This window comes from Nonomuraea sp. NPDC001636 (assembly GCF_040298265.1).
Lineage (GTDB): Bacteria > Actinomycetota > Actinomycetes > Streptosporangiales > Streptosporangiaceae > Nonomuraea.
Map to the genome: position 1 here is coordinate 55,740 of NZ_JBEOZT010000032.1, position 23,362 is coordinate 79,101.

The window sequence follows — 23,362 nt, forward strand, 5'->3', positions numbered from 1 at the left end:
GGCAGCATGAACGCGACCGCTGACACCCCCGCCGGGAAGGGCCCCCATGAACACCGCGGACCTGTACGACGAGCGCGGCGACGAGCTCGACTCCTGCGACCTGCAGCTGCGCCAGTACGGCGGCCGCCGCGCCTTCCACGGCACGATCGCCACCGTGCGCTGCCACCAGGACAACGCCCTGCTCAAGGCGGTCCTGTCGGAGCCCGGCGAGGGCCGGGTCCTGGTGGTGGACGGCGGCGGCTCGCTGCACGCCGCGCTGATGGGCGACATGATCGCGGGCGGGGCGGTGGCGGCCGGCTGGGCGGGCGTGGTGATCCACGGCGCCGTCCGGGACGTGACCGCGCTGCGCGAGCTCGACCTCGGCGTGAAGGCCCTGGGTTCCAACCCGCGCAAGAGCGGCAAGACGGGCACGGGCGAGCGGGACGTGCCGGTGACGTTCGGCGGCGTCACGTTCTCGCCGGGGGCCGAGCTGTTCAGCGACGACGACGGGATCCTGGTCACCCGCGTACCGGGCTGACCCCGCCGCCGCGCGGCCTTCCACGCGGCCTTCCACAGGGACGCCGGGGTGTGGTTTCGTGACAGGACATCACGATCCGGAGGCGGACCATGGCATTCCAGCTCATCGTTCTCTACCACCACCCCGAGGACGTCGCGGCCTTCGACCGGCACTACGACGAGATCCACGCGCCCCTGGCGGCCAAGCTTCCGGGCCTGCGGGGCTACACCGTCCAGCGGCCGGTGGCCGGCGGCGGCCAGCGGCCCGCCTACCACCTGGTCGCGGTGCTGACCTGGGACGACGAGCAGGCGTTCCTTGCGGCGATGAGCAGCGAGGAGGGGCAGGCGGCGGTCGCCGACGTGGGCGAGTTCGCCGGGTCGGGGGTCACGATGACGACCGGGCCGTCGGGTTCGGTGCTCTGAACATGCGAGAAGGGCGTCCCCCGCAGGGAACGCCCTTCTCTATGTGCCGCGTGTGTTACTTCTTGACCGACACCGGGACCGTGCCGGTGTCCTGCTGACGCCAGGCGCCCGTCTCGAACGCCACCGGAGCGGCCTTCCTGCCCACGCCGTCGCCCCACTTGGTGACCACGTACTGGATCTTGATGTGACCCTCGCCCTTCACCCCGTCCACACCCAGCGTGTCCGGGTTGAAGCGGCCACCGGTCAGCTCCGCGAACGTCTTGGCGTCCAGGTCCAGCATCACCCCACGACTGGAGGGGTCACCAGGACCACGGTCACCCACGAAGAACGGCAGCTTCTTACCCTGATAGACCACGTAACCCTCGGTCATCAGCGGCCACGACGGCGAAGCCGCCAGACCCTTCTGCATCGGCTTACCCGCAGCCGGCAGACCCGTGTCACCCGCACGACCCGAGGAGTCGTCCCAGAAGTACGAAGCGGTCGTCGAACCGGCCAGCACACCCTGACCGTTCACATCCACCTCAGCGCTCGCCGGATGGGCGGCGGCACCGATCGTCAGCGCCGACAGAGCAGCGGCCGAAAGCATGGCGAAAGAACGCAGGCGAGCAGTCATCAGCAGTCTCCTTGGTGACATCGATCATCAGGGGGGCATGCGCTCGCTTGACTCAGACAAGACATGAACGCCGTAGCCGGGCACAAACGCCATCGGTCGCTACGTGGAGCGCAATTTACTGTGCGGGTGGTTCCACGAAGACGTGATGTGGTTCCACCGGCTGGATAGATACAACACTAACCCAAGAAACGGACAAACGCAAATCAAACACCCCAAAACGGGCAAAGATCTACCTCTGAACCGTAAACCCCGTGCAAACAGCCTCAATCACGGCCAAAGCCCTCGGGGTATGCGTATGTAAACCACTGGCAAGCTCCCGGCATTCCCCCCATGACCTGCGCCTTCGTCCCCGTTCGATCCCCTCCCTTCAGGCTCCCAGCCAATTGCAAAGAGGATGCAAGCCCGTTCCCAGTGTCGTCCGAGATCATCATCGCCGGCGTCAGCGCGACAGACACGAGGTGAGGAATGGCGACGACGATCAGCGCGTCCACGCTCAACGGACGGCACCACAAGGCGGCACTCACGGGCTTCATGCTCATCGTGGTGGCCCACTGGGCCGAGCATCTGGTGCAGGCCGTGCAGGTCTACGTCTGGGGGTGGCCGCTGAGCGAGGCCCGCGGGGTGCTCGGCCTGCCGTTCCCGTGGCTGGTGACCTCGGAGTGGATGCACTACGGGTACGCGCTGCTCATGCTCGTGGGCCTGGTCCTGCTCCGCAAGGGGTTCGCCGGCCGTTCGCGCACGTGGTGGAACATCTCCCTGGGCATCCAGGTCTGGCACCACATGGAGCACCTGCTGCTGCTGGTGCAGAAGATCAGCGGGCTGTACCTGCTCGGCCGGCCGGTCCCGACCAGCGTCCTGCAGATCTTCCTGCCCCGGATGGAGCTGCACCTGTTCTACAACGCGGTCGTCTTCGCGCCGATGGTGGTGGCGATGCTGCTCCACCGCCGGGCCGCCGAGCACGGCGGGCCCGCCTGCACCTGCGCGGTGGCGCACTAACTCATGGCGGTCACCAGACGACGTCCGGGCGGGTTCACGGTGGTGCTGGCCGCGGTGGGGCTGTTGCTGCTGTTGGTGTCCGTGCCGGAGTTCGGCCCCGTCGTACGGGCCGCCCGCGCCGACGGGGTGAGCGGCGCGTTCACCGCCCGGGAGCTGCGATGCGTGCGGCATCCCGGGCACGAGTCCTGCGTCTGGGCCGGGGAGTTCACCTCCGGCGACGGACGGATCCGGCGGCGCGACGTCGAGCTGTACGGCAGCGACCGCGGCACCCTGGCGGCGGGGCAGGCCACCGCGGCCGTGGACACGGGCCGCCTGACCCGCGTCTACGGGCCGGAGGGCTCGGACGAGTGGCTGTTCACCGCGCTGCTCACGCTGGCCGGGGCGGCCGTGCTGACGGTGGCGGCCAGACGTGCGCGCCGCCCTGTGCCAGTACCGGCGCCAGAACCCGCGCCAGAACCCGCGCCAGAACCCCGCGCCTGAACCCCGCGGTGCCGCGTACGGGCGATCGCCCGTACGATTCCTCCAGCATTTTCCGGATCTTGTGAGGTTCGTGTGTTCGGGATCATCCGTCCGTGCGGTGAGCACGGGTGCGCGGCGGTACGCGCGGCGTGGCGGGCGCACCTGTGCGGGCTCTGCCTGACACTGCGGGACGGGCAGGGGCACGCCGCCCGGCTGACCACCAACTACGACACGCTGATCCTGTCGGTGCTGACCGAGGCCCAGCTCCCGGCCGCCGTGTCGCACCGGACGGCCGGGCCGTGCGCGTTGCGCGGGTTCCGCTCCGCCGACGTGGTGGACGCCCGCGGTCGCGGCGCCCGGCTGGCGGCGGGGGTGTCGCTCGTCCTGGCCGCGGGCAGGCTGCGCGACCAGGTGGCCGACGGGGACGCCGCCCCGGCCACGGCTCCGGCCCGCCGCCTGCTCGCGGCCCGCTGGGCGGCGGGCGGCGCCAGGCTGGCGTCCGGCGTCGGCTTCGACACCGCCGTGTTGTCGGCGACGGTCGACCGGCAGCTCGAATGCGAGCGCCGGGCCCGCACCGCGCCGACGGACCTGCTCGACCTCACGGCGCCCGCCGAGGAGGCGGTGGCGGCGGCCTTCGCCCACACCGCGGTGCTGGCCGGACGGCCGGGCAACGCGGCGGCGCTGGCCGAGGCCGGCCGGTTCTTCGGCCGCATCGCGCACCTCCTGGACGCCGTCGAGGACCAGGCGGCCGACGACGAGCGGGGCGCGTTCAACCCGCTGACCGCCACCGGCACCGGCCGCGAGCGGGCGCGGCAGCTGTGCGACGACGCCGCCCACGGGCTCGCCCTCGCCGTGGCCGACCTGGAGCTGGACGAGCGGCACCTGGTGGAGCGGCTGCTCGGGGCCGAGGTGCGCCGGGCGGTCGAGCGCGCGTTCGGCGCGGCCTCATACCGGCGTCCCGGCTGGATCCGCAGGTCGGCGGCGGGGGTGGCGACGTTCCTGACCTGCGGGGTCTGGCGGCCGAGGTGGAGCAAGAAGGCGGGACGGCCCTGCTGCGAGCGCTGCTACCTGGACAACTGCAGCGGCTGCGACTGCCCCGACTGCAGCGGCTGCTGCGACTGCGGCTGACCCGGCCGGCCGGGGAGCCGGCGGGAGGGTCAGGGGGCCGAGATGTGCAGGACCTCGCCCGCCTTGTGGTAGCCGACGCGGGCGTAGACGCGGCCCGCGGCGTCGTCGGCCGGGGTGAGGAACGGCATGGTGACGCCGGCGTCGACGCCGGCCCTGGTCAGCAGGGCGGTGACGGCTCCGCCGATGCCGCGCCGCCGGTGCGTGTCGCGCACGGCGATGCCGGCGACCTCGGCCACGCCCTCCTGGGGGCCGCCGAGCTGCCCGGCGCCGACGACCTCGCCGGTGGCGACGTCGGTGGCCGCGGCCACCAGGCCGCCGCGGCCGAGCACGCCGCGCAGCCGCGCGACGTCGTGCTCGTCGGCCTCGGGCGCGTCGAAGGCCGCGTTCATCACCCGCGCGACCTGCCACAGGCCCGGGTCGTCGGTCACCAGCGCGAGGCGTACGGCGGCGTCGGCGGGCGGCTCGGCAAGCGACCCGGCCGGGCACACCAGCAGCGGGAAGCGCCCTTCGACGGCGAACCCGGCGGCCATCAGCGCCTCCTCCACCTTGGGCGCGACCTGGGGCACGTACTCCAGCCGGGGTGTCCTGCCCCGCTCGCGGAAGGCGGCGGCCAGCGCGGCCACCTGCTCGCCGGTGGGCGCGAGGTCGTCGTCGGGGACGGCGTAGTTGAACGGCGGCGCGTCGTCGTGCTCGTCGAAGCGGATCAGGAACGGCCCGGCCCGGTGTGCCCGGCTTCCGGCCGCCGCTCGAAGGTATGCGTGCACGCGGGCGCCCAGCAAGTGAAGTCCTCTCGGTAAACGTGACCGTCACAAGGTAGGGCCGCGCCCACCGCCGGACAAGCGGTTTTCCGGGCGTCCCCGGAGGGGCGCCGGGTCACCAGCGGTCGAGATGCAGCACCTCGTCCAGCGGCTGCCGCGCGGCGGGCCGGAAGCTCTCCCCCGTGAAGTAGGCGGTGGGCAGCAGCACGCCCTGGCGCACCTCGGGCGGGATGCCGAGCAGCTCGGCGATCTCGCTCTCGTACTCCAGGTGCAGGGTGGTCCACGCGGTGCCCAGGCCGCGGGCGCGGGCGGCGAGCATGTAGCTCCACGCGGCGGGCAGCAGCGAGCCCCACAGCCCGGCCTGGTTGCCCTCGGGCAGGCGGCCGCCGGGCAGCTCGATCGCGCCGATCACCAGCACCGGGACGTCGCCCATGTGCTCGGCCAGGTAGGCGGCGCTGCCGCTGACGCGCTCCTGGACGGCCGCGCGCGCCGGGTCGTCCCGGAACATCGAGCGGGCCGAACCGTCGGAGGTGTAATAGCTGTTCCACGATCGCCGGTAGTAGTCGCCGATCACCTTGCGCCGCTCGGGGTCGGTGACCACGATCCAGTGCCATCCCTGCCGGTTGCCGCCGCTGGGCGCCTGGAGCGCGACCTCCAGGCTCTGGCGGACCAGCTCCGCCGGGACCGGGCGGGACAGGTCGAGGCGCCTGCGCACGCTGCGGGTGGTGGTGAGCAGGGTGTCCGGGGCCAGTGGTTCGATCGTCATGGGCTCATCATGTCAACGCGGGCCGCCGGAATCCCGTAGCCCGTACGGCCCGGCCCGGACCTGATTTTTCCGCGCCCCTGGACGTATGATCACGCCAGCCGGACTCGCCCGACGCAACCGAAGGAGCCGACCGTGGCCGACGAGCAGGACGCGCCCGCCCTCGACGTGGACACCACCAAGCCCAGCGTCGCCCGGGTCTACGACTACATGCTCGGCGGCAAGGACAACTTCGAGATCGACCGCGAGGTGGCCCAGATGGCGCTCCGGATCGCCCCGGACGCCCCGCAGGCGGCCCGGTCGAACCGGGACTTCCTGGCGCGCGTCGTCCGCGACCTGGTCGTCGAGGCCGGTATCCGCCAGTTCCTGGACATCGGGTCGGGGCTGCCCACGCAGGGCAACGTGCACGAGATCGCCCGGGCGGCCGCCCCTGGCTGCCGGGTGGTCTACGTCGACCACGATCCGATCGTGCTGGTCCACGGCCGGGCCCTGCTGGCCGTCGACGACAGCACCACCGTCATCGAGGCCGACGTCCGCCGCCCCGACGACGTCCTCGATCATCCCGAGACCAGGCAGCTGCTCGACCTCGACGAGCCGGTGGGCCTGCTGCTGTTCGGGATCCTGCACCACCTGTCGGATGAGGAGGACCCGGCCGGGATCGCCGCGCGCCTGGTCGGACGGCTCGCGCCCGGCAGCCACGTCGCCGTCTCCCACTTCCACAACCCGATGGAGGAACGTCCGGAGGTGTCGCGGCAGGCGTTCGAGGCCGAACGGCTGTTCAACGACACCATGGGCACCGGGCGGTGGCGCACCCGCGAGGAGATCCTCGGCTTCTTCGACGGCCTGGAGCTGCTGGAGCCGGGCCTGGTGCCGCTGGCCGAGTGGCGGCCGGAGCCGGGTTACCGGCCGGACCTGGGCATCACGTACCACACCTTCCTGGGCGGGGTCGGGCGCAAGCCGTGACGGTCAGCAGACCGCGTCCGGGAGGTCGATCGGCACCTGCTGCCGGTCGCCGGGCGTGAGACGGCGGCCGAACACCTCGCACAGCCGCGTCCGCCAGGTGCCGGGGTCGAGCCGGAGCAGGTCGGTGGAGTAGCCGGTGGCGCCGTCGCCGCCCTTGAGGCGCAGCAGCAGCGAGCCGTCGGGCGAGATGTCGAGGAAGTCCTGGGCCTGGCGGAAGGTGTACCCCTCCTCGTAGGACACTCCGGTCTCGCCGAGCCCGAAGACGCTGATCTCCCGCTCGCGGAACAGGAACAGCCGGCCCGCGTTCTCCGGCATCATCGAGGTCATGCGCTCGCCGCCGCGAATGTTCTCGCCGGACGAGCGCAGCGGGCCGAGCACCTTCCTGAGCGGGTGGGTCAGCCACACCTCGGGCAGCATGCCGCTGCGGAACAGCAGCAGGTGGGTGCCCGTGCGGTCGAAGACGAACCCGCTGACGACGTCGGCGCCCACGGTCAGCCGCCGGTCCTTGACCTCCTCGCCGGTCCGCAGGTCGATCGTGCGCAGGTGGTCGGCGCCCTGCACGGCGACCATCAGGTGGCCGTCGTTCCACGGGCTGACCTGCACCTCCGTGACGACCGCGCCGGGGCCGGCGACGTCGAAGGCGCTCTTGCGGCGGCCGGTGGCCGGCTCCCAGCGCTCCAGACGGCGGCCGGCGAAGGTGAACAGGTCGCCGTCCTTGAAGAAGTAGGTCAGGTGCGTGCCCTCGGGCGGCCGGGCGGTGGTGACCTCGGCGAGGGGGGACAGCGAGGGCAGCGCGCGGACGGCCACCTTGGCGGGGGCGACGGCGTCGGCGAGCAGGCGTCCCGACTCGTCCGCGACGGGGTCGCCGTCGGCGTCGAGGCCCTTCGGGCTCTTGGCGCGGGAGACGTCGGCCAGGGTGCGCTGCGGATCGCCGGTCTCCATGAGGCGCAGCCGGGCGCCGCCGTCGGCCTGGGCGACCATCCGGGTGCCGCCCTGGAGCAGCGCCGGGTTGCCGATGAGCTGCTCGCCGTCGCGCAGCGCGGTCAGCACCAGGGTGTCGGGCGACCTGGTGAGCAGCTCCTGCGCGCCGGGCGCGCCCACCAGCGCGACGGGGGCGGCACCGGTCTGGGCGTCGATCCAGGCGCGCGACAGGATGCGGCCGCCGGCCAGGTCGGCCAGCTCCCAGCCGGCGGCCCCCTGCTCGGCCACGCGCCTTCCCTCCCGGTCGACGACGAACGGGCCGCACGGGCGTCCGGCCTGGAAGCCGCCCAGCCGCTCGCCGTCGCGCACCGCGAACCCGGTGTACGTGGCGGCGCGCCCGTCGTCGCTGGTCCGGCAGGTCACGGCGGTGGCGCCGTCGCCGGAGACGGCCAGGCCGTCGGCCGGGCCGAGCTCGCGGATGGTCAGCTGCCGCCACACCGGGCTGCCCTTGCTGCTGTACACCTTGGCCACGCCCTTCTCCCGGACGACCAGGGTGGTGGCGTCGGGGCCGAACCGGACCAGGTCGGCGGGCAGGTCGTACACCCAGGTGCGGGCGGTGCCGGTGGCGCCGAGCGACTGGAGCACGAGCTTCTTCGGGCCCGCGGTGACGATCCAGCCGTCGTCGCCGTCCGCGCGGACGTCGGCGACGGGTTCGGCGGCGGCGGGCTCGCCGGCCGGGGCCGGCCGGTCCTGGCGGGCCAGGACGTGGCCCTGGTCGAGCAGCTCGCCGTCGCGCGGGTCGACGCGGTGCCAGACCATGCCGCCGTCGTCGAGGGCGTAGGCGATCAGGCCGCCGTCGGCGGAGACGGCGGGCCGGCTGGTGCCGCCGCGGTCGAGCAGGTGGGCGGGCCGGTAGCGGCCGTCGGGGCCGCGGGTGAACAGCGTGGCGCGGCCGGAGGCGGAGGTGGTGGTGGCCAGCAGGACGCGGGCGTCGTCGCTGGCGTCGGCGGCGGTGATCGAGCCGAGCGCGCCCGTGGCCACGCCCTTGGTGTACCGGTGTTCGACGTAGCGCTGCAGGAGCTGGGCCCTGGCCTCCTGGGTGGGGGCCGCGCGGTAGGCGCCGACGGCCAGCAGCGACGACAGCTCGGGGTCGCGTTCGGCCAGGTCGGCCGAGGCGCCCGCCAGGGCGCGGGAGCGGGACTCGGCGGCCCGCAGCTCGCCGATCCGGCCCTGGTAGAGCGTCCAGGCGACCAGCGAGAGGACCGTCAGCAGCGCCACCCCCGCGCCGGTGATCGCGCCTCGGCGGCGCAGCGTGCGGCGTTGCTGACGGCGGCGGCCCTGGCGCAGGTAGTCGTGCTCGTCCTCGGTCAGGTCGCCGGGCCGTTCGGCGAGCCAGCGGGCGGCGGCGGCCAGCTCGGGCGGGCCGGGGAGCCGGTCGGGGGCGCGCCCGGCCTGCCGCCAGCGGCCCATGTCCTGGTGGAGCAGGTCGCGCCATTCGAGGAACTTCAGGTCGGCGGCGACGATCCCGGCCAGCCGCGGCCATTCGGTGATCAGCGCCTCGTGGGCGAGTTCGACGGTCTGGCGGCCGTCCGCGCCGGTGTCCATGACGAGCAGCCGCCCGGCGGCCAGCCGGCCGGCCGTCCGCCAGCGCTGCTCCCCCGCCTCCTCGCGGGTGACCCGGCGGCGCAGCGGCGCGTGCGCCCCGGCGGCGACCCGGACGAGCCGGGACAGCAGTTCCTGCCCGGCCGCGGTGTCCTCCTCGGGCACGCACGCCGCCCAGACCTGCTCGGCCTGCGCGCCCAGGGCCCCGCGCACGCCGCGGCACGCCTCGTAGGAGGTGTGCGTGATGCGGCCGCCCTCCTGCTCGTGCCAGAGGCGGTCCAGCAGGAAGCCGATCAGCGGCAGGGCGCCGGGCGCGCCCCCGGCGTCGCCCAGGATGCGGTCGACCAGGCCGGGGTCGTACGTCACGGCGGGGACGGCGTCCAGCGGCGCCTCGACGGCCTGCCGGAGCTGGTCGCGGGTCATGGGGGTGAGCCCGTAGGTCTCGCGGCCGAGCGCGCCGCCGAGCGCGGGGTGGGACAGGGCGGCGGGCAGGAAGTCGGCGCGCAGCGTGAACAGCACCCGCACGGCCGGGCAGGCGCGGGCCGCGGCCAGCACCCCGGCCGCGTCGTCGGCCTGCTCGGGGTCGCCGACCAGCAGTTCCTCGGCCTGGTCGACGACGAGCAGCAGGCCGGTCGCGCCGGTGTCGCGCAGGACCTGGGCGACGACGTCGGGCAGCCGGCCGTTCCGCAGCGGCTCGCGCAGCGCGTCGGCCCTGGCCAGCGCGTCGGCCCCGGTCAGGCCCGGGTGCGACAGGGCGGCCAGTTCGGCGGCGAGCGCGCCGGGCCAGGACCGCACGGCCGACGGCCGCAGGACGACCACCTGGCAGCCCTGGCGGCGCATGGCGGGCACGACCCCGGCCAGCGCCAGCGAGGACTTGCCGCAGCCGGACGGGCCGGTGAGCGTGACCTCGGGGTGGGACTGGAGGAGGCGGGCGATCCGGGCGGTCTCCACGTCGCGGCCGAAGAAGACGGCGGCGTCGCCCTCGCGGAAGGCCGACAGCCCGCGGAACGGCGAGGCCGGCCGTACGGTCGCGGCCAGGGCGGGGACGGCGCGGGTGAGCGACCGGGTGGGGATCACGAACGCCTGGCGGGGCCCGCCGGGCTGGGCCGCGACCACCATGCCGACGACGTCGCCGAGCTCGACGTCCCAGACGGGGCTGCCGCTGAAGCCGCTCTCGATCGGCACGCCGCGGGGGTCGTCGGGGGCGCACTGGAGCCAGCCCTGCTGGGTGCCGCCGAGCAGCCGGCCGGTGTGCCAGCCGCCGCCCCGCAGGCCGGGCGGGAACCCGGCCACGACGACCCGGTGACCCCACAGGCTGCGCGGCTCGGCCATGCGCAGCGGGCGTCCGCCCGGGGGCGCGGCGTCCAGGCGCAGGACGGCGATGTCGCCCGAGCCGTCGGCGGCGGTGTGGACCCAGTGCTCGACGTGGGCGCGCACGGGCGCGTGGTCGCCGGCGAAGGGCAGCTCGACGGTGACCCAGGCGTCCGGCGGGGGCGGGCCGTCGGCGTGGCCCAGGGCGCCGGAGACGACGTGCGCGCAGGTGAGGGCGCGGTCGGGCGCGATGAGGAAGCCCGCGCCCGCCACGGCCCCCTCGGGGCCGCGCACGCGCAGGACGGCGAGGTTCAGCGCCTCGTCGGGCCCCGTCTCCATCACTAGTGGTCACCACCTCGTCACTCCAAGTGTTCAGACGAACCAGTATGGCGGGTGGGCGGGGCGGCGTTTGCCGTTCCTTGACATGCGAGAAGGGCGTCCCCCGCAGGGAACGCCCTCCTCTATGTGCCGCGTGTGTTACTTCTTGACCGACACCGGGACCGTGCCGGTGTCCTGCTGACGCCAGGCACCCGTCTCGAACGCCACCGGAGCGGCCTTCCTGCCCACGCCGTCGCCCCACTTGGTGACCACGTACTGGATCTTGATGTGGCCCTCGCCCTTCACACCGTCCACACCCAGCGTGTCCGGGTTGAAGCGGCCACCGGTCAGCTCCGCGAACGTCTTGGCGTCCAGGTCCAGCATCACCCCACGACTGGAGGGGTCACCAGGACCACGGTCACCCACGAAGAACGGCAGCTTCTTACCCTGATAGACCACGTAACCCTCGGTCATCAGCGGCCACGACGGCGAAGCCGCCAGACCCTTCTGCATCGGCTTGCCGGCAGCCGGCAGACCCGTGTCACCGGCGCGACCCGAGGAGTCGTCCCAGAAGTACGAGGCGGTCGTCGAACCGGCCAGCACACCCTGACCGTTCACATCCGCATCAGCGTGCGCGGGATGGGCGGCGGCACCGATCGTCAGCGCCGACAGAGCAGCGGCGGAAAGCATGGCGAAAGAACGCAGGCGAGCAGTCATCAGCAGTCTCCTTGGTGACATCGATCATCAGGGGGGCATGCGCTCGCTTGACTCAGACAAGACATGAACGCCGTAGCCGGGCACAAACGCCATCGGTCGCTACGTGGAGCGCAATGGGGGCGGACCCAGATGGGTCACTCACCCGCCAATAGGTACAACGCTAACCCAAGAAACGGACAAACGCAAACCAAACACCCCAAAACGGGCAAAGATCTACCGCTGTACCGTAAACCCCAGGCAAGCGACCCCAACATGGGCAAAAGCCCAGGTCACTGTCGCGGGGTGTCCGTATGTAAACCCCGGGCAACGCGCGGGCATTCCCGGCCCCCGCGAACGCCATGACCTGGGCATGAGCCTGCGCGGGCGGTCACGGCCTCCGGTAGTCGGCCGCCACCCCCACCAGCGAGATCAGGCCCGCGGCGAACTCCATCGCCTCGGCGTGCCCCTCCTCGAACGGCGGCTGGAAGCCCACGCCCTCCCACGTCCGCGCGGTCGGGTTCCACAGGTCGGCGCCGACCTCGAAGTCCCAGCCGTAGACGCCGTGGTCGTACCAGAGCTCGTCGGCGGAGTTGCCGGCCGCCGAGTAGAGCACGTCGGTCACCGGCCCGGTCTGCTGGGGCCAGATGACCGTGCCGCGCTCGGCGGCGATGGCCTGCTCGATCGTGCGGGCCGAGCGCATGAAGTACGCCTCCTCCTGGGCGTTCGGCCTGGGCAGCGCCACGCGGCCGTCCAGCTTGTACGCCCCGGGCGGCCACATGAAGTAGCCGCCGTAGCTGTGCACGTTCATGGCGAACCGGATGTTGCGGTACGTCTCGGCCAGCCACATCACGTTGCGGCTCTCCGGCTCCGAGTGCTCGGCCGGACCGGCGTACGTGCCGCTCTGGCAGTTGGCCGAGGCGCCGAAGTAGCCGTCGGACAGGGAGCCGACGGCGTAGTTGCGGTTGACGTCCACGCCCCAGGTGTTGCGCTGCGCCGGGTCGGACTGGGCGGCCGGGCAGTGGTTGGTCATGTTCTTCCGCTGGCCGTTGAAGTCGTAGAAGCTGTAGTTCGCGCCGTCGGGGTTGACGGTGGGGACGATGAAGATGTCGGTGCGCTGCAGCAGCCTGCGGGTGGCGGCGTCGTGGGCGTAGTTGCGCAGCAGCCGCTCGGCGGCCTCGACGGTGACCAGCGGCGCCACCCATTCCCTGGCGTGCTCCTGGGCGTAGGCCAGCACGCCGGTGCGCGAGCCGTCACGGTGGACGCCGACGCGCAGCGCCAGCACCCGCATGGGCTTGCGGGAGACGTCGGCGGGCGCCTTGAGCGAGTCGGTGAGCCGGGTGGCGGGGGCCGCGGCCATGACGCCGGCGCCGGGGTCGGTGCGGTAGGCGGCGGCCTTCAGCCCGGTGCCCGGCGCGGCGTTGATCGCGGCGACGACCTGGGCGGCGGTGCTGACCGGCGTGCCGGAGCCGTCGGTGGCCAGGCTCACCGTGACCTGCTTGCCGGCCACGCCCACCTGGAGCGGCCGGTCCGGCGCGCCCGGGGCGGCCAGCTCGACGGACAGGTCGTTGCCGCCCTCGGAGCCGTAGGCGTCGGAGGTGACCACGATCGCGGCGCCGGGCGGCGTGCCGATCAGCGCCTGGGCGCGGCGGCGGTAGCCGTTGGTGAGGTTGGGCAGCGGGATGACGTCGGTGAGCGACGGGTACCGCCGGTGCAGCGCCTGGATGCGCTCGTTGAGCTGGGCGGGTGGCATGTACTGGGTGACGAAGTCCTTCTGGTAGCCGGGCGCCCGGTGGTCGGGGCGCTCTCCGTCGGGCCATTCCCGGACGCGGGCCTCGGCCGTGCCGCCGGTCGCCGAGGTGACCGTGACGCGCTGCGGCTCGGCCGGCACCGGGGCGGGGGTGCTGAACTGGTGGCCCAGGTAGGCGCCGGCGTCGACGTACGGGACCATCGCGACCTGGCCGGTGGCGCCGCGGCGGCCCGTCCAGGTGGCGGTGAGGGCGGCGGTCTCGCCCGCGCTGCTGCTGGCCTCGACCGACAGGAAGTACCCGTCGCGGGACTTGTACCAGACGGCCCGTTCGATGACGATCTGGTCCTGCGCGGCGGTGGCGGACGGCGCCTGCCTCGCGGCGGGCGGCGTGCCGGACGCCAGGCCCACGCCGATCGCCCGCAGCTCGGCCAGCTTGCCGGCCGTGAGCACGGCGTCCACCTGGACGCTGCCGTCGGCCTGCGGACGGACCCGCTCGGTCAGGTCGGCGCCGGAGGCGACCAGCCGCTCCATCGCGGCCCTGTCGGGCACGGAGAGCGTGACCAGCGACGCCGGCTCGGGATCGGCCGGCCCCGCCACCGCCGGCAGCGACGACGGCCCGGAGGCGAGGAACGTCGAGACGACGATCATCAGGATGACTGCGGACGCCCTCAAGCCACGCATCGGCTCCTCCAGGATCACCGGTATCCCGATCATTGAAAGCCGACTTGACCCGACCGGCAAGACCCAGTTTCACCTTTCTGTGGAGTCGGCGACGTCCCGAATCGCCGTGACGACCAGATCGGGCTGCCGGTACTGGACGTAGTGCTCGGAGGTGCCGGCCACCACCACCCGCCCGCGCGTGGACCGGGCGGCCACCCGCCGGGCCTGGTCGAGGGCGCTGCGCGGCCCGCCGGACGGGATGACGACCACGACCGGCGGCCCGCCCGGCCCCTCCGCGGTCCCGGCGACCTCCCGCGCGCTGTCCAGCGACGCCCACGCCTCGGCCCTGGCCGCGGCCATGCTGCCCGGCCCGTAGACGACGGGAGCGGCGGCGCGCGCCGCCGGGGTGGCGTCGCCGGGCACCAGGAGATCCCCGGCCAGCCGGAGCAGGCCGATCCTGGCCAGCGCCTGGTTCGCGGTGAGCTGGGCGGCCAGCAGCGGCCGGGACACCCGCAGGGCCGCCACCGCCTCCTCGTCGGTGGCGTCGATCAGCACCAGGCCCGCCGTCACCTCCGGGTACCGGGCGGCGAACAGGCGGACGATCTGGCCGCCGTAGGAGTGCCCTGCCAGGACGTACGGGCCGGGCTCGCCCGCGGCGGCGAGCAGCGCGCGCAGCTCCCCCGCCGCCCGGCCCGCCGTCCGCGGCCCGGGGCCCTCCTCGCTCCAGGCGTAACCGGCCCGGTCGTAGGAGCACACGCGCAGCCCGGCCGACAGCCGCCGCTGGACCACCTCCCAGCTCGCGCTCGACTCGGCCAGGCCAGCCTCCAGCACCACCACCGGGCCGCCGGACCCCGTGCAGCGCAGGTGCAGGCGGTGGCCGCCGACGTTCACCAGGCGGCCCGGGGGCGGGTGGCGAGTGGCGTCGCCGCGCCGGGCGGCGGTCTCGTAGCCGAGCCCCGCGCAGGCGGCCGCCAGCAGCAGCACCGCGCACCAGGCGGCCAGCCGCCGCGCTCTTGTCATGCCACCGAATCTAGGGAGCCGGCCGCCGGGTTACCTCGTCCTGGCGGGCGAACGCGGGCTGGGAGCGGGCTCCCGGAGGGCCGTCCTTCAGCGGGAGGAGGCCGCCCGGCAGGCCAACTGGAGGGCCAGGCGTTGCCGGGGGTCGGCGAGGTCGGCCTGGAGCAAGGTCTCGATGCGGCGCACGTTCCTGCTGACGGCGTTGCGGTGCAGGTGCAGCTCCTCGGCGGCGCGGGCGGGCGAGCCGTTGTGGTCGAGGTAGGCGCGCAGGATGGCCAGGAGGTGGGCGGCCCGCTCGCCGCCGAGGTCGAGGATCGGTTGCAGCAGCTCCCTGACGGCGTGCTGGGCGGCGTCGGAGGCGTACCACTCCTCCAGCATGCGGTCGAGGCCGGCCAGGTCGTAGGTGGCCAGCGGCAGGGTGCTGCGGCGCAGGGCGGTACGGGCCTCGGAGGCGGAGGTGCGCAGGCCGACCAGGCCCTGGTGGGCGGTGCTGACCCCGCAGCGCAGCTCGGCGCCCGCCGGGCGGACCCGTTCCAGCAGGCGGGCGGCGTCGCGCACGGCCTCGCGCAGGCCGGCCCTGCCCTGGTCGCGCCGCTGGCTGCGGACCACGATCAGCGCGTCGCCGGCGAGGGCGGCGTTCCAGGCGGCGCCGCCCAGCTCGCGAGCCGCGCGCACGGCCCGCGAGGCGGCGGTCTCCAGCAGGGCGTAGCGTTCCTGGCCGCCGTCGGCCGGGCCGTCCGCGGCGGCGTCCGGGGTTTTGGCGGGGTCCTTCGCGGGTTCCAGGCGCAGGACGACGTGCCAGTCGTCGATCGGCAGCCCGAGGGCCCTGGCGCGGGGGGCCAGCTCCTGGGCCTGGTTCTCGGGGGCGACCAGCAGCTCGGTGAGGAGCTGGGCGCGGGACCGTCCCGGCAGCTCGTCGGACGGTCCCGCGGCGGCGGCCAGGGCGGCGACCCTGAGCACGATCCCGGCGGCCCGGTCGAAGTGCGTCCCGGCGGGCCCGCCTGGCTGGGCGGTGAACGCGCCGCCGTCGGCCCGGACGGGACGGCCCAGAGCCGCGCCGGCCGCCTCGGCGATGCGCTCGGGGACGCCGCCCGCCCCCGCCACGGCTTCCGCGGCGCGCGCCGTACGGACCAGCGCCTCGGCGGCGTCGCCCGCGATGGCCCGGTCCATGGCCACCACCAGCTCCGCCAGGTCGCCGCCGGCGGCGGCCAGCAGCGCGACCCCGCCCCGCTCGGCCAGCGCGGCGGCGCTCCGGTCGACCGCGGCCGCCAGGGCCTCAAGGGCCTGCCCGGCCTCCGCGGTGAGCACGAGCGCCACGGCGCCCGCCGCGGCGGCGTCGCGCAGCGCGACGTCGAGCCGGTAGCCGGCCGCCTGCCGGGAGGCCGCGCCGGTCAGGACCAGCACCGACCCCGGCGGCTGGCCGGCGATCCCGCCCAGGTCCTCCACCAGGCGCACGCCCGAGGCCGCCGCCGGCGCCGCCGGCCCGGCCAGCGGACGCAGCTCTTCCAGCAGGAACATGCCATCAGTGTGCCATCGGCACACGAAGCCCGGCAAAAAGGTGCGGCGGGAACATCCGCCTCGACCTGCGGCTTCGTAACCTCGACAGCATGGACATCGACACCGGGCTGCTGCCCGCCTTCGCCCGCGGCTGCGCCGTGCTGGGCTCGGGCGGCGGCGGTCCCGTGACCATCGCCCGCGCCGCGGCGCTGCAGGCGCTGGAGGACCACGGGCCGGTACGCGTCGTGCAGCCCGCCGAGCTGGACCCCGAGCTGCTGGTCATGCCCGTGGGCACCGCGGGCTCCTCGGCCGTCATGTCCGAGCGCGTCGGCGGCACCGACGAGCCCGTCTACCTGCGCGACAAGATCGAGGAGCTGTACGGCGCGCCCGTCGGCGCGGTGCTGGCCAGCGAGATCGGCGGCGCGAACGGCTGCCTGGCGGTGGCCTGGGCGGCCCGCGTCGGCCTGCCGCTGGTGGACGCCGACGGGATGAGCCGCGCCTTCCCCCGCATGGACCAGACGGTGATGCAGCTGCGCGGCATCGCGCCCACCCCGGCGGTGCTGTGCGACGAGCGCGGCCGGACCGTCGTCGTCGACCGGGTGACCGGCGGCTGGCTGGAACGGCTGGTACGGGCGTCGCTGGAGGCGTTCGGCGGCCAGGTCGCGACCAGCGAGTACATCATGCGCGGCGACCAGGTGGCCGGCGCCACCGCGCTCGGCTCGGTCACCCGCGCCGTGCGTCTCGGGACGCGGCTGCCCGACCCGCTGGTCACCGGCAAGGTCGCCGAGACGGCCGGGTCGATCCTGGTCGAAGGGCTCGGGTACGACCAGGGGCGGCTGGTCCGCGTCCAGGCGGGCAGCGAGTTCCTGGCCGTCGTCGAGGACGGCGTGCCGCTGGCCGTGGTGCCCGACGTGATCGCGATGCTGGACACGCGTACGGGCGAGGTCGTGCAGGCCGAGCAGGTCCGGTACGGGCTGCGGGTCAGCGTGGTGCGCGTCCCCTGCGACCCGGTCTGGCACACCCCCGAGGGGCTGCGGCTGGCCGGGCCGGCCGCGTTCGGTCTCACCGGACTTCCTGCCCCTCCCCCACCCCAGGCGCCCGCCGCCGCGATGCCGGAAACCCCGGCGGGCACGGCCTTCAGCCCCTCCCCCACCGAGTCCGCCGAGTCCGCCGAGTCCACCGAGTCCGCCGAGTCCGCCGAGTCCACCCGGGCTTCCGGGCCCGCCGGACGGGAGGCGGGGGCGTGAGGGCCGGGGTGGACGTCGGGCCGACCAACACCGACGCGGCCGTCGTCGCCGACGACGGCCGGGTGCTGGCCACCGTCAAGATCGCGTCGATCCCCGGCGACCCGGTGGCCGGGGTGCGCGCCGCGCTGGCCCGCCTGCCGATGGACGGCGAGCCGGCCCAGGTCGCCGTCGGCCTGCGTGGCGCCGCCACCGCCGTGACCAGGCGGTCCGGGCTGCGCAAGGTGGCCGTGCTGCGCATCGCGGGCGTGTCGGCGACCGCGGTGCGCCCGCTGTCCGGCTGGCCGCCCGACCTTCGCGCCGCGGTGAACGCCGGCACCGCCGTCGTGGACGGCGGCGGCGGCCTCGACCGCGAGGACCGCACCCCCCTCGACCGCGACGCCGTGGCCCGCTTCGCCGCGAGCGTGGCCGGCACCGCGCAGGCCGTCGCCGTCGCGGGCCTGTTCTCGCCCCTGGACGGCGACCAGGAGCGCGAGGCGGCCGAGATCGTCCGGGCGGAGCTGGGCGAGGGCGTGCCGATCGCGCTGTCGGCCGACCTCGGCTCGCTCGGCCTGCTGGAACGCGAGAACGCGACCGTGCTGGACGCCGCCCTGTCGGGGTTCGCGGGCGCGGTCTCCGGCGGGCTGGCCACCGCGCTGGCGGGCCTGTGCCCGGGGGCGGCGGTGTTCGTGACCCGCGGCGACGGCACGCTGATGAGCCTGGAGCACCTGGCCCGCCATCCCGGGCTGAGCCTGGGCAGCGGCCCGGCGAGCGTGCTGCGCGGCGCCGGCGCCCTGACCGGGCTCGGTGACGCGGTGGTGGCCGACGTGGGCGCCACCCGCGTCCGGGTCGGCGTGCTGGCCGGCGGCTATCCGGAGGAGGCCGTGGGCGGCGCGGACATCGGCGGCGTGCCCGTCGGGCTGCGCATCCCCGGGCTGATCAGGGTGCCGCGGCCGGTCGACCCGACCGAGCTGGCCGAGGCCGTGGACCGGTTGCAGCCGGGCGCCGGGCTGCTGCCGCTCGTGGTCGTGGGCGGCGGTGAGCACGCCGTGCCGGAGGGGCTGCATCCCGAGCACGGGCCGGCGGCCGGTGCCATCGGCGCGGCGGTCAGCCCGGTCGGCGGCCAGTACGAGCGCATCGTCCGCCTGCCCGACCGCTCGGCGCTGGCGGCCGCGCTCGAACCCGTCGCCGAGGAGGCCAGGGCGGCGGCCGTCCGCGCCGGGGCCGATCCGCGGCGGGTGCGGGTCGTCGCGGTGGAGGAGATCCCGCTCGCCTACCTGCCCGGCCCGTTCGTCCGGCTGCGCGCCCGCGCCGCCGGGCCGCCCTCGCTCCTGTGACCGCCGCTGTGAACAGCCCCGATGCTCTGAGACCAGCCCTGTGACCGCCTGCTCGTGAGCCTCCGCTCGTGAGCCCCCGCCACGACCCCCCGACGCGAAGGAAGACCACCATGACCGACTCCGACTACCCCCTGGAGCGGGTGCCGCAGGCCGCCCGCTACTCCTGGTTCAACGTGGCCGTGCAGCGGTTCGGCCAGCTCTCCGACCTGACGCAGTTCCTGCTGGGCGCCACGCTCGGCGCCGGGCTGTCGTTCTGGGGGGCGTTCTGGGCGTTCACGCTCGGCTCGGTGATCCTGGAGGTGGTGTGCATCTTCGTCGGCATCGCCGGGATGCGCGAGGGCCTGTCCACCTCCATGCTGGCCCGCTGGACCGGCTTCGGCCGGTACGGCTCCACGATCATCGGCGTGATCATCGCCCTGAGCCTGTTCGGCTGGTTCGGCGTGCAGACCGCGGTGTTCGCCTCGGGCCTGCACTCGATCATGTCCTGGCTGCCGCTCTGGGCGTGGGCCATGATCGCCGGCATCGGCGTGACGCTGCTGGTCATCCGCGGGTTCAAGGCGATGGGGATGACGGCGTTCATCACCGTGCCGGCGTTCCTCGGCCTGGCCGGCTGGGCGATGTGGGTGGAAATTTCGCGACATGACCTGGGGTCGCTGGTGGCCTCGCCGCCGTTCGGCGAGCCGATCAGCATCGCGACCGGCGCCACCATCGTGGCCGGCTCCTACATCATCGGCGCGGTGACCACGCCCGACATGACCCGGTTCAACCGCAACACCGGCGACGTCGTCAAGCAGACCCTCGTCGGCATCTCCCTCGGCGAGTACGTGCTCGGCCTGGCCGGCGTGCTGCTGGCCTACGCGGTCAAGTCCTCGGACGTGATCGCGATCATCACGGCCTCCTCCGGCGTGATCGGCGTCATCGTCCTCATCTCGGCGACCGTGAAGATCAACAACTGGAACCTGTACTCCGCCGCGCTCGGCCTGCTCAACGCCGTGGAGTCCACGGTCGGGGTGCGGCTGAACCGGGTCGCCGTCACCATCGGCATCGGCGTCCTGGGCAGCGTGCTGGCCGCCGCCGGGATCCTGGAGCGCTTCACCGACTTCCTGCTGATCCTCGGCGTCATCACGCCCCCCGTCGCCGGGATCATGGTCGCCGAGTACTTCGTGGTGCGCCGCTGGCGCCCGGTGCTGGACGCCTCGCGCGCCACCGGCACGCTGCCCGAGACCGAGCCGACGTGGGTGCCCGCCACGCTGGTCATCTGGGCCGCCGCCGCGCTGGTCGGCTGGCTCAGCGACCACTACCAGTGGATCGGCATCCCCGCCCTGAACTCCCTGATCCTCGCGGGCCTGGGCTACGTCGTCGCGGGCCGGCTCGGCCTGGTCCGCGGCACCCGCGAGGTCCCCGTCGAGCGGCCCGCGCTCACCGTCTGAGATTCGCCCGGTCCGCGCTCACCGTCCGAGTCGCGCGGACCGCGCTCACCGTCCGAGAGTCGCGCGGACCGCGCTCACCGTCCGAGAAGAGAGTCCTCCCTCATGCGTATCGGCATCGACGTGGGCGGCACCAACACCGACGCCGCCCTCATCGGCGACGACGGCCAGGTGCTGGCCACCGTCAAGTCCCCCACCACCGCGGACGTCACGGGCGGCGTCGCCGCGGCCCTGGCCGGCCTGGGCGCCACCCGGGTGTCCGCGGTGATGATCGGCACCACCCACTTCGTCAACGCCCTGGTGGAGGCCGCCCGGCTGGAGCCGGTCGCGGCCGTCCGGCTCGGCCTGCCCGCCACCGCCGCGCTGCCGCCGCTGGTGGACTGGCCCGACCGCCTGCGCCAGGCGGTCGAGGGCGCGGTCTACCTGTGCCACGGCGGCTGCGAGTACGACGGCGCCCCCATCTCCCCCCTCGACCCGGACGAGCTGCGCGGCGTCGCCGCCGACATCAGGCGGCGCGGCCTGCGCACGGTCGCGATCTCCTCGGTGTTCTCCCCGGTCAGCGACGCCGACGAGCACGAGGCCGCGCGGATCCTGGCCGCCGAGCTGGGCCCCGAGGTGCACCTGTCGCTGTCCTGCGAGATCGGCCGGGTCGGCCTGCTGGCCAGGGAGAACGCCACGATCGTGAACGCCGCCCTGCGCCCGCTGGCCGGCCGGACCGTGGCCGCCTTCGGCGAGGCGCTGCGGGTCGCCGGGATCGACGCGCCGCTGTTCCTGTCCCAGAACGACGGCACCCTCATGGACGTGGACCAGGCCCGCCGCTACCCGGTGGCCACGTTCGCGTCGGGGCCGACGAACTCGATGCGCGGCGCGGCGTACCTGTCGGGGCTGACCGACTGCGCGGTGGTGGACATCGGCGGCACCACGTCCGACGTGGGCATCCTGGTCGGCGGGTTCCCGCGCGAGGCCGCCGGCGAGGCGCTGGTCGCCGAGGTGCGCACCAACTTCCGCATCCCCGACGTGCTGTCGATCGGCATCGGCGGCGGCTCGCTGGTCGCCGAGGACGGCACCACCGGCCCGCGCAGCGTCGGCTACCGGCTGACCGAGGAGGCGCTGGTGTTCGGCGGCGGCACGCTGACCGCCACCGACCTGGCCGTGGCCGCCGGGCTGGCCGACATCGGCGACCGCGACCGGGTCGCCCACGTCGACCCGCAGCGCCCGCTCAAGCTCATCGCCGAGCGCGTCTCGGAGGCGGTCGACCGCATGCGCACCTCGTCCGCGCCGCTGCCCGTCGTGCTGGTCGGCGGCGGCAGCGTGCTCATCCGGGAGCTGCCCGGCTTCGACGACGTGCGCCGCCCGGCGCACTTCGAGGTGGCCAACGCGGTCGGCGCGGCCATCGCCCAGGTCGGCGGCGAGGTGGACCGGGTCTTCTCCGGCCCGCGCGAGCGCATCCTGGAGGAGGCCAAGAGCGAGGCGATCATCCGCGCCGAGCGCGGCGGCGCCCGCGCGGGCAGCGTGCGGATCGTGGACGTGGAGGAGCTGCCGCTCGCCTACCTGCCCGGCGACGCCACCCGGATCAGGGTGAAGGCCGTCGGCGACCTGGACCTGGAGAAGATCGATGCGTGAGATCGGAATCGACCGGCTGGACGACATGGCGCGCGGCGCCGGGATCCTCGGCACCGGCGGCGGCGGCGACCCGTACGTGGGCAAGCTGCTGGCCCGCGAGGCCATCCGCAGGCACGGTCCCGTGCCGCTGGTGGCCATCGACGAGGTGCCCGCGGACGCGACCGTCGTGGCGGTCTCGGGCATGGGGGCGCCGACCGTGCTGCTGGAGAAGCTGCCGGCGGGCACCGAGGAGCTGACCGCGCTGCGCGCCCTGGAGGCGGTGCTCGGCCGTCCGGCCACGCACATCGTGCCCATCGAGGTCGGCGGCGTGAACTCGATGATCCCGATCGCCGCCGCCGCGCAGGCGGGCCTGCCGATCGTGGACGGCGACGCGATGGGCCGCGCCTTCCCCGAGGCGCAGATGGTGCTGCCGACGCTGATCGGCGTGCCGAACACGCCGATGGCGCTGGCCGACGACAAGGGCAACACGCTGGTGCTGGAGACGGTGTCCAACGTGTGGGCCGAGCGCCTGGCCAGGGCGGCGTGCGTGCAGATGGGCTGCCAGGTCTCCTGCGCCGACACCGTCATGCGCGGCGACCAGCTGCGCGACGGTCTGGTGCCGGCCACGCTGACGCTGGCCGAGGACCTGGGCCGGGCCGTGCGGCTGGCCCGCGCCGGGCACGCCGACCCGGTGGCGGCGGCCCTGGACGTGCTGGGCGGCCTGAAGCTGTTCACCGGCAAGGTCGTGGACGTCGAGCGCCGCACCACCGGCGGCTTCGCCCGCGGCCAGGCCCGCCTGGAGGGCACCGGCACGCTGGAGCTCAGCTTCCAGAACGAGCACCTGCTGGCCCGCCGGGACGGCGAGATCGTGGCCACCACGCCCGACCTGATCTGCGTGCTGGACACCGACTCGGGCGAGCCGGTCACCACCGAGGCCATGCGCTACGGCCTGCGCGTCACGGTCATCGCCGTGCCGTGCGACCCGCGCTGGACCTCGCCGGGCGGCCTGGAACTGGCCGGGCCGCGGTACTTCGGCTACGACTGCGACTACCGGCCGCTGGCCACGACCCCGGCGTAGACCCAGCGGCCGTCCAGCCGGACGAACCTGCTGTGCTCGTCGAGCACGCCCGGCACCCGCCGGTTGACGAAGTGGGCGCGGAACCGCACGGTGCCCTCGGTGTGGACGGGGCTGCCGCCGGTGCTCTCCAGCACCTCCAGCTCCGTCCAGGCGACCTTCCTGTCGAGGTCGAGGCGGGCCGGGCGGTCGGCGGGATGCCAGGTGGCCATGAGATAGGCCTCGTCGCCCACGGCGAACGCGCTGAACCTGGACCGCATGAGCGACTCCGCGGTGGGGGCCGACCCCTCACCGCGGTGGTATCTCCCGCAGCAGTCCGCGTAGGACGCGG

20 protein-coding genes are annotated in these 23,362 nt (G+C 74.5%); 11 read left to right on the forward strand and 9 right to left on the reverse strand.

Annotated features, from left to right (window positions below; translation table 11 throughout):
* Positions 1–46: 46 nt before the first annotated feature.
* Positions 47–517, forward strand: coding sequence for a ribonuclease E activity regulator RraA (gene rraA, locus ABT158_RS42125; protein ID WP_352363477.1), 471 nt, complete (start codon positions 47–49; stop codon positions 515–517).
* Positions 518–606: 89 nt separating this feature from the next.
* The gene (locus ABT158_RS42130; RefSeq protein WP_352363479.1) at positions 607–918 is read left to right on the forward strand and encodes an EthD family reductase; all 312 of its coding nucleotides are present in this window, start codon (positions 607–609) and stop codon (positions 916–918) included.
* 55 nt (positions 919–973) lie between these two features.
* On the opposite strand, the gene ABT158_RS42135 is transcribed toward ABT158_RS42130, so the two are convergent.
* The gene (locus tag ABT158_RS42135; RefSeq protein ID WP_352363481.1) at positions 974–1,531 is read right to left on the reverse strand and encodes a hypothetical protein; all 558 of its coding nucleotides are present in this window, start codon (positions 1,529–1,531) and stop codon (positions 974–976) included.
* 465 nt (positions 1,532–1,996) lie between these two features.
* On the opposite strand from ABT158_RS42135, the gene ABT158_RS42140 reads away from it, so the two are divergent.
* The 3 genes from ABT158_RS42140 to ABT158_RS42150 all read left to right on the forward strand — a co-directional run bounded on the left by ABT158_RS42140 (position 1,997) and on the right by ABT158_RS42150 (position 4,114).
* Positions 1,997–2,527 (forward strand): hypothetical protein, encoded by a 531-nt coding sequence (locus ABT158_RS42140; protein ID WP_352363483.1) that lies wholly within the window; start codon positions 1,997–1,999, stop codon positions 2,525–2,527.
* A gap of 3 nt (positions 2,528–2,530) precedes the next feature.
* On the forward strand, positions 2,531–3,007 hold the full coding sequence (locus ABT158_RS42145) for a hypothetical protein (RefSeq protein WP_352363485.1): 477 nt from the start codon (positions 2,531–2,533) through the stop codon (positions 3,005–3,007).
* 72 nt (positions 3,008–3,079) lie between these two features.
* A complete protein-coding gene (locus tag ABT158_RS42150; protein ID WP_352363487.1) occupies positions 3,080–4,114 on the forward strand; it encodes a DUF5685 family protein in 1,035 nt (344 codons plus the stop codon).
* 29 nt (positions 4,115–4,143) lie between these two features.
* On the opposite strand, the gene ABT158_RS42155 is transcribed toward ABT158_RS42150, so the two are convergent.
* Together ABT158_RS42155 and ABT158_RS42160 are read right to left on the reverse strand one after the other, a co-directional pair.
* Positions 4,144–4,878, reverse strand: a complete 735-nt coding sequence (locus ABT158_RS42155) for a GNAT family N-acetyltransferase (protein WP_352363489.1) — start codon at positions 4,876–4,878, stop codon at positions 4,144–4,146.
* 109 nt (positions 4,879–4,987) lie between these two features.
* Complete coding sequence (locus tag ABT158_RS42160) at positions 4,988–5,638, reverse strand: nitroreductase family protein (RefSeq protein WP_352363490.1); 651 nt, start codon at positions 5,636–5,638, stop codon at positions 4,988–4,990.
* 132 nt (positions 5,639–5,770) lie between these two features.
* Here ABT158_RS42160 and ABT158_RS42165 point away from each other — a divergent pair, with 132 nt between their 5' ends.
* Positions 5,771–6,598 carry an SAM-dependent methyltransferase gene (locus ABT158_RS42165; protein ID WP_352363492.1) on the forward strand — a complete coding sequence of 276 codons (828 nt, stop codon included), beginning with the start codon at positions 5,771–5,773 and terminating at the stop codon, positions 6,596–6,598.
* 3 nt (positions 6,599–6,601) lie between these two features.
* On the opposite strand, the gene ABT158_RS42170 is transcribed toward ABT158_RS42165, so the two are convergent.
* The 5 genes from ABT158_RS42170 to ABT158_RS42190 all read right to left on the reverse strand — a co-directional run bounded on the left by ABT158_RS42170 (position 6,602) and on the right by ABT158_RS42190 (position 16,388).
* On the reverse strand, positions 6,602–10,771 hold the full coding sequence (locus tag ABT158_RS42170; RefSeq protein WP_352363494.1) for an nSTAND1 domain-containing NTPase: 4,170 nt from the start codon (positions 10,769–10,771) through the stop codon (positions 6,602–6,604).
* Between the two features lie 138 nt (positions 10,772–10,909).
* Positions 10,910–11,467 (reverse strand): hypothetical protein, encoded by a 558-nt coding sequence (locus tag ABT158_RS42175; RefSeq protein WP_352363496.1) that lies wholly within the window; start codon positions 11,465–11,467, stop codon positions 10,910–10,912.
* A gap of 367 nt (positions 11,468–11,834) precedes the next feature.
* Positions 11,835–13,865, reverse strand: a complete 2,031-nt coding sequence (locus tag ABT158_RS42180) for a M14 family zinc carboxypeptidase (RefSeq protein ID WP_352363498.1) — start codon at positions 13,863–13,865, stop codon at positions 11,835–11,837.
* Positions 13,866–13,943: 78 nt separating this feature from the next.
* Positions 13,944–14,873, reverse strand: a complete 930-nt coding sequence (locus ABT158_RS42185; RefSeq protein ID WP_352363500.1) for an alpha/beta fold hydrolase — start codon at positions 14,871–14,873, stop codon at positions 13,944–13,946.
* 87 nt (positions 14,874–14,960) lie between these two features.
* On the reverse strand, positions 14,961–16,388 hold the full coding sequence (locus ABT158_RS42190) for a PucR family transcriptional regulator (RefSeq protein WP_352363502.1): 1,428 nt from the start codon (positions 16,386–16,388) through the stop codon (positions 14,961–14,963).
* Between the two features lie 89 nt (positions 16,389–16,477).
* Between ABT158_RS42190 and ABT158_RS42195 the strand changes: the two genes are divergently transcribed.
* The 5 genes from ABT158_RS42195 (at position 16,478) to ABT158_RS42215 (ending at position 23,034) form a co-directional block, all read left to right on the forward strand.
* Complete coding sequence (locus ABT158_RS42195; protein WP_352363504.1) at positions 16,478–17,614, forward strand: S-methyl thiohydantoin desulfurase family protein; 1,137 nt, start codon at positions 16,478–16,480, stop codon at positions 17,612–17,614.
* Positions 17,611–18,927, forward strand: a complete 1,317-nt coding sequence (locus ABT158_RS42200) for a hydantoinase/oxoprolinase N-terminal domain-containing protein (RefSeq protein ID WP_352363506.1) — start codon at positions 17,611–17,613, stop codon at positions 18,925–18,927. Before ABT158_RS42195 ends, ABT158_RS42200 begins: the two co-directional genes overlap by 4 nt.
* A gap of 110 nt (positions 18,928–19,037) precedes the next feature.
* Positions 19,038–20,357, forward strand: a complete 1,320-nt coding sequence (locus ABT158_RS42205; protein ID WP_352329663.1) for a purine-cytosine permease family protein — start codon at positions 19,038–19,040, stop codon at positions 20,355–20,357.
* A 102-nt stretch (positions 20,358–20,459) separates the two neighbouring features.
* The gene (locus ABT158_RS42210) at positions 20,460–21,977 is read left to right on the forward strand and encodes a hydantoinase/oxoprolinase N-terminal domain-containing protein (protein WP_352363508.1); all 1,518 of its coding nucleotides are present in this window, start codon (positions 20,460–20,462) and stop codon (positions 21,975–21,977) included.
* Positions 21,970–23,034 (forward strand): S-methyl thiohydantoin desulfurase family protein, encoded by a 1,065-nt coding sequence (locus ABT158_RS42215; protein WP_352329660.1) that lies wholly within the window; start codon positions 21,970–21,972, stop codon positions 23,032–23,034. Before ABT158_RS42210 ends, ABT158_RS42215 begins: the two co-directional genes overlap by 8 nt.
* Here ABT158_RS42215 and ABT158_RS42220 read toward each other — a convergent pair.
* The gene (locus ABT158_RS42220) at positions 23,004–23,291 is read right to left on the reverse strand and encodes a YchJ family protein (protein ID WP_352329658.1); all 288 of its coding nucleotides are present in this window, start codon (positions 23,289–23,291) and stop codon (positions 23,004–23,006) included. The two genes, ABT158_RS42215 and ABT158_RS42220, sit on opposite strands and share 31 nt — an antisense overlap.
* Positions 23,292–23,362 lie beyond the last annotated feature (71 nt).

Bases quoted from the DNA above. Each gene is read 5' to 3' on its own strand.
- ABT158_RS42140 (WP_352363483.1), top strand. From the start codon at position 1,997: ATGGCGACGACGATCAGCGCGTCCACGCTCAACGGACGGCACCACAAG.
- ABT158_RS42160 (WP_352363490.1), bottom strand. From the start codon at position 5,638: ATGACGATCGAACCACTGGCCCCGGACACCCTGCTCACCACCACCCGC.
- ABT158_RS42145 (WP_352363485.1), top strand. From the start codon at position 2,531: ATGGCGGTCACCAGACGACGTCCGGGCGGGTTCACGGTGGTGCTGGCC.
- ABT158_RS42215 (WP_352329660.1), top strand. From the start codon at position 21,970: ATGCGTGAGATCGGAATCGACCGGCTGGACGACATGGCGCGCGGCGCC.
- ABT158_RS42210 (WP_352363508.1), top strand. From the start codon at position 20,460: ATGCGTATCGGCATCGACGTGGGCGGCACCAACACCGACGCCGCCCTC.
- ABT158_RS42220 (WP_352329658.1), bottom strand. From the start codon at position 23,291: ATGCGGTCCAGGTTCAGCGCGTTCGCCGTGGGCGACGAGGCCTATCTC.
- rraA (WP_352363477.1), top strand. From the start codon at position 47: ATGAACACCGCGGACCTGTACGACGAGCGCGGCGACGAGCTCGACTCC.
- ABT158_RS42185 (WP_352363500.1), bottom strand. From the start codon at position 14,873: ATGACAAGAGCGCGGCGGCTGGCCGCCTGGTGCGCGGTGCTGCTGCTG.
- ABT158_RS42190 (WP_352363502.1), bottom strand. From the start codon at position 16,388: ATGTTCCTGCTGGAAGAGCTGCGTCCGCTGGCCGGGCCGGCGGCGCCG.
- ABT158_RS42175 (WP_352363496.1), bottom strand. From the start codon at position 11,467: ATGACTGCTCGCCTGCGTTCTTTCGCCATGCTTTCCGCCGCTGCTCTG.
- ABT158_RS42130 (WP_352363479.1), top strand. From the start codon at position 607: ATGGCATTCCAGCTCATCGTTCTCTACCACCACCCCGAGGACGTCGCG.
- ABT158_RS42205 (WP_352329663.1), top strand. From the start codon at position 19,038: ATGACCGACTCCGACTACCCCCTGGAGCGGGTGCCGCAGGCCGCCCGC.
- ABT158_RS42135 (WP_352363481.1), bottom strand. From the start codon at position 1,531: ATGACTGCTCGCCTGCGTTCTTTCGCCATGCTTTCGGCCGCTGCTCTG.
- ABT158_RS42195 (WP_352363504.1), top strand. From the start codon at position 16,478: ATGGACATCGACACCGGGCTGCTGCCCGCCTTCGCCCGCGGCTGCGCC.
- ABT158_RS42170 (WP_352363494.1), bottom strand. From the start codon at position 10,771: ATGGAGACGGGGCCCGACGAGGCGCTGAACCTCGCCGTCCTGCGCGTG.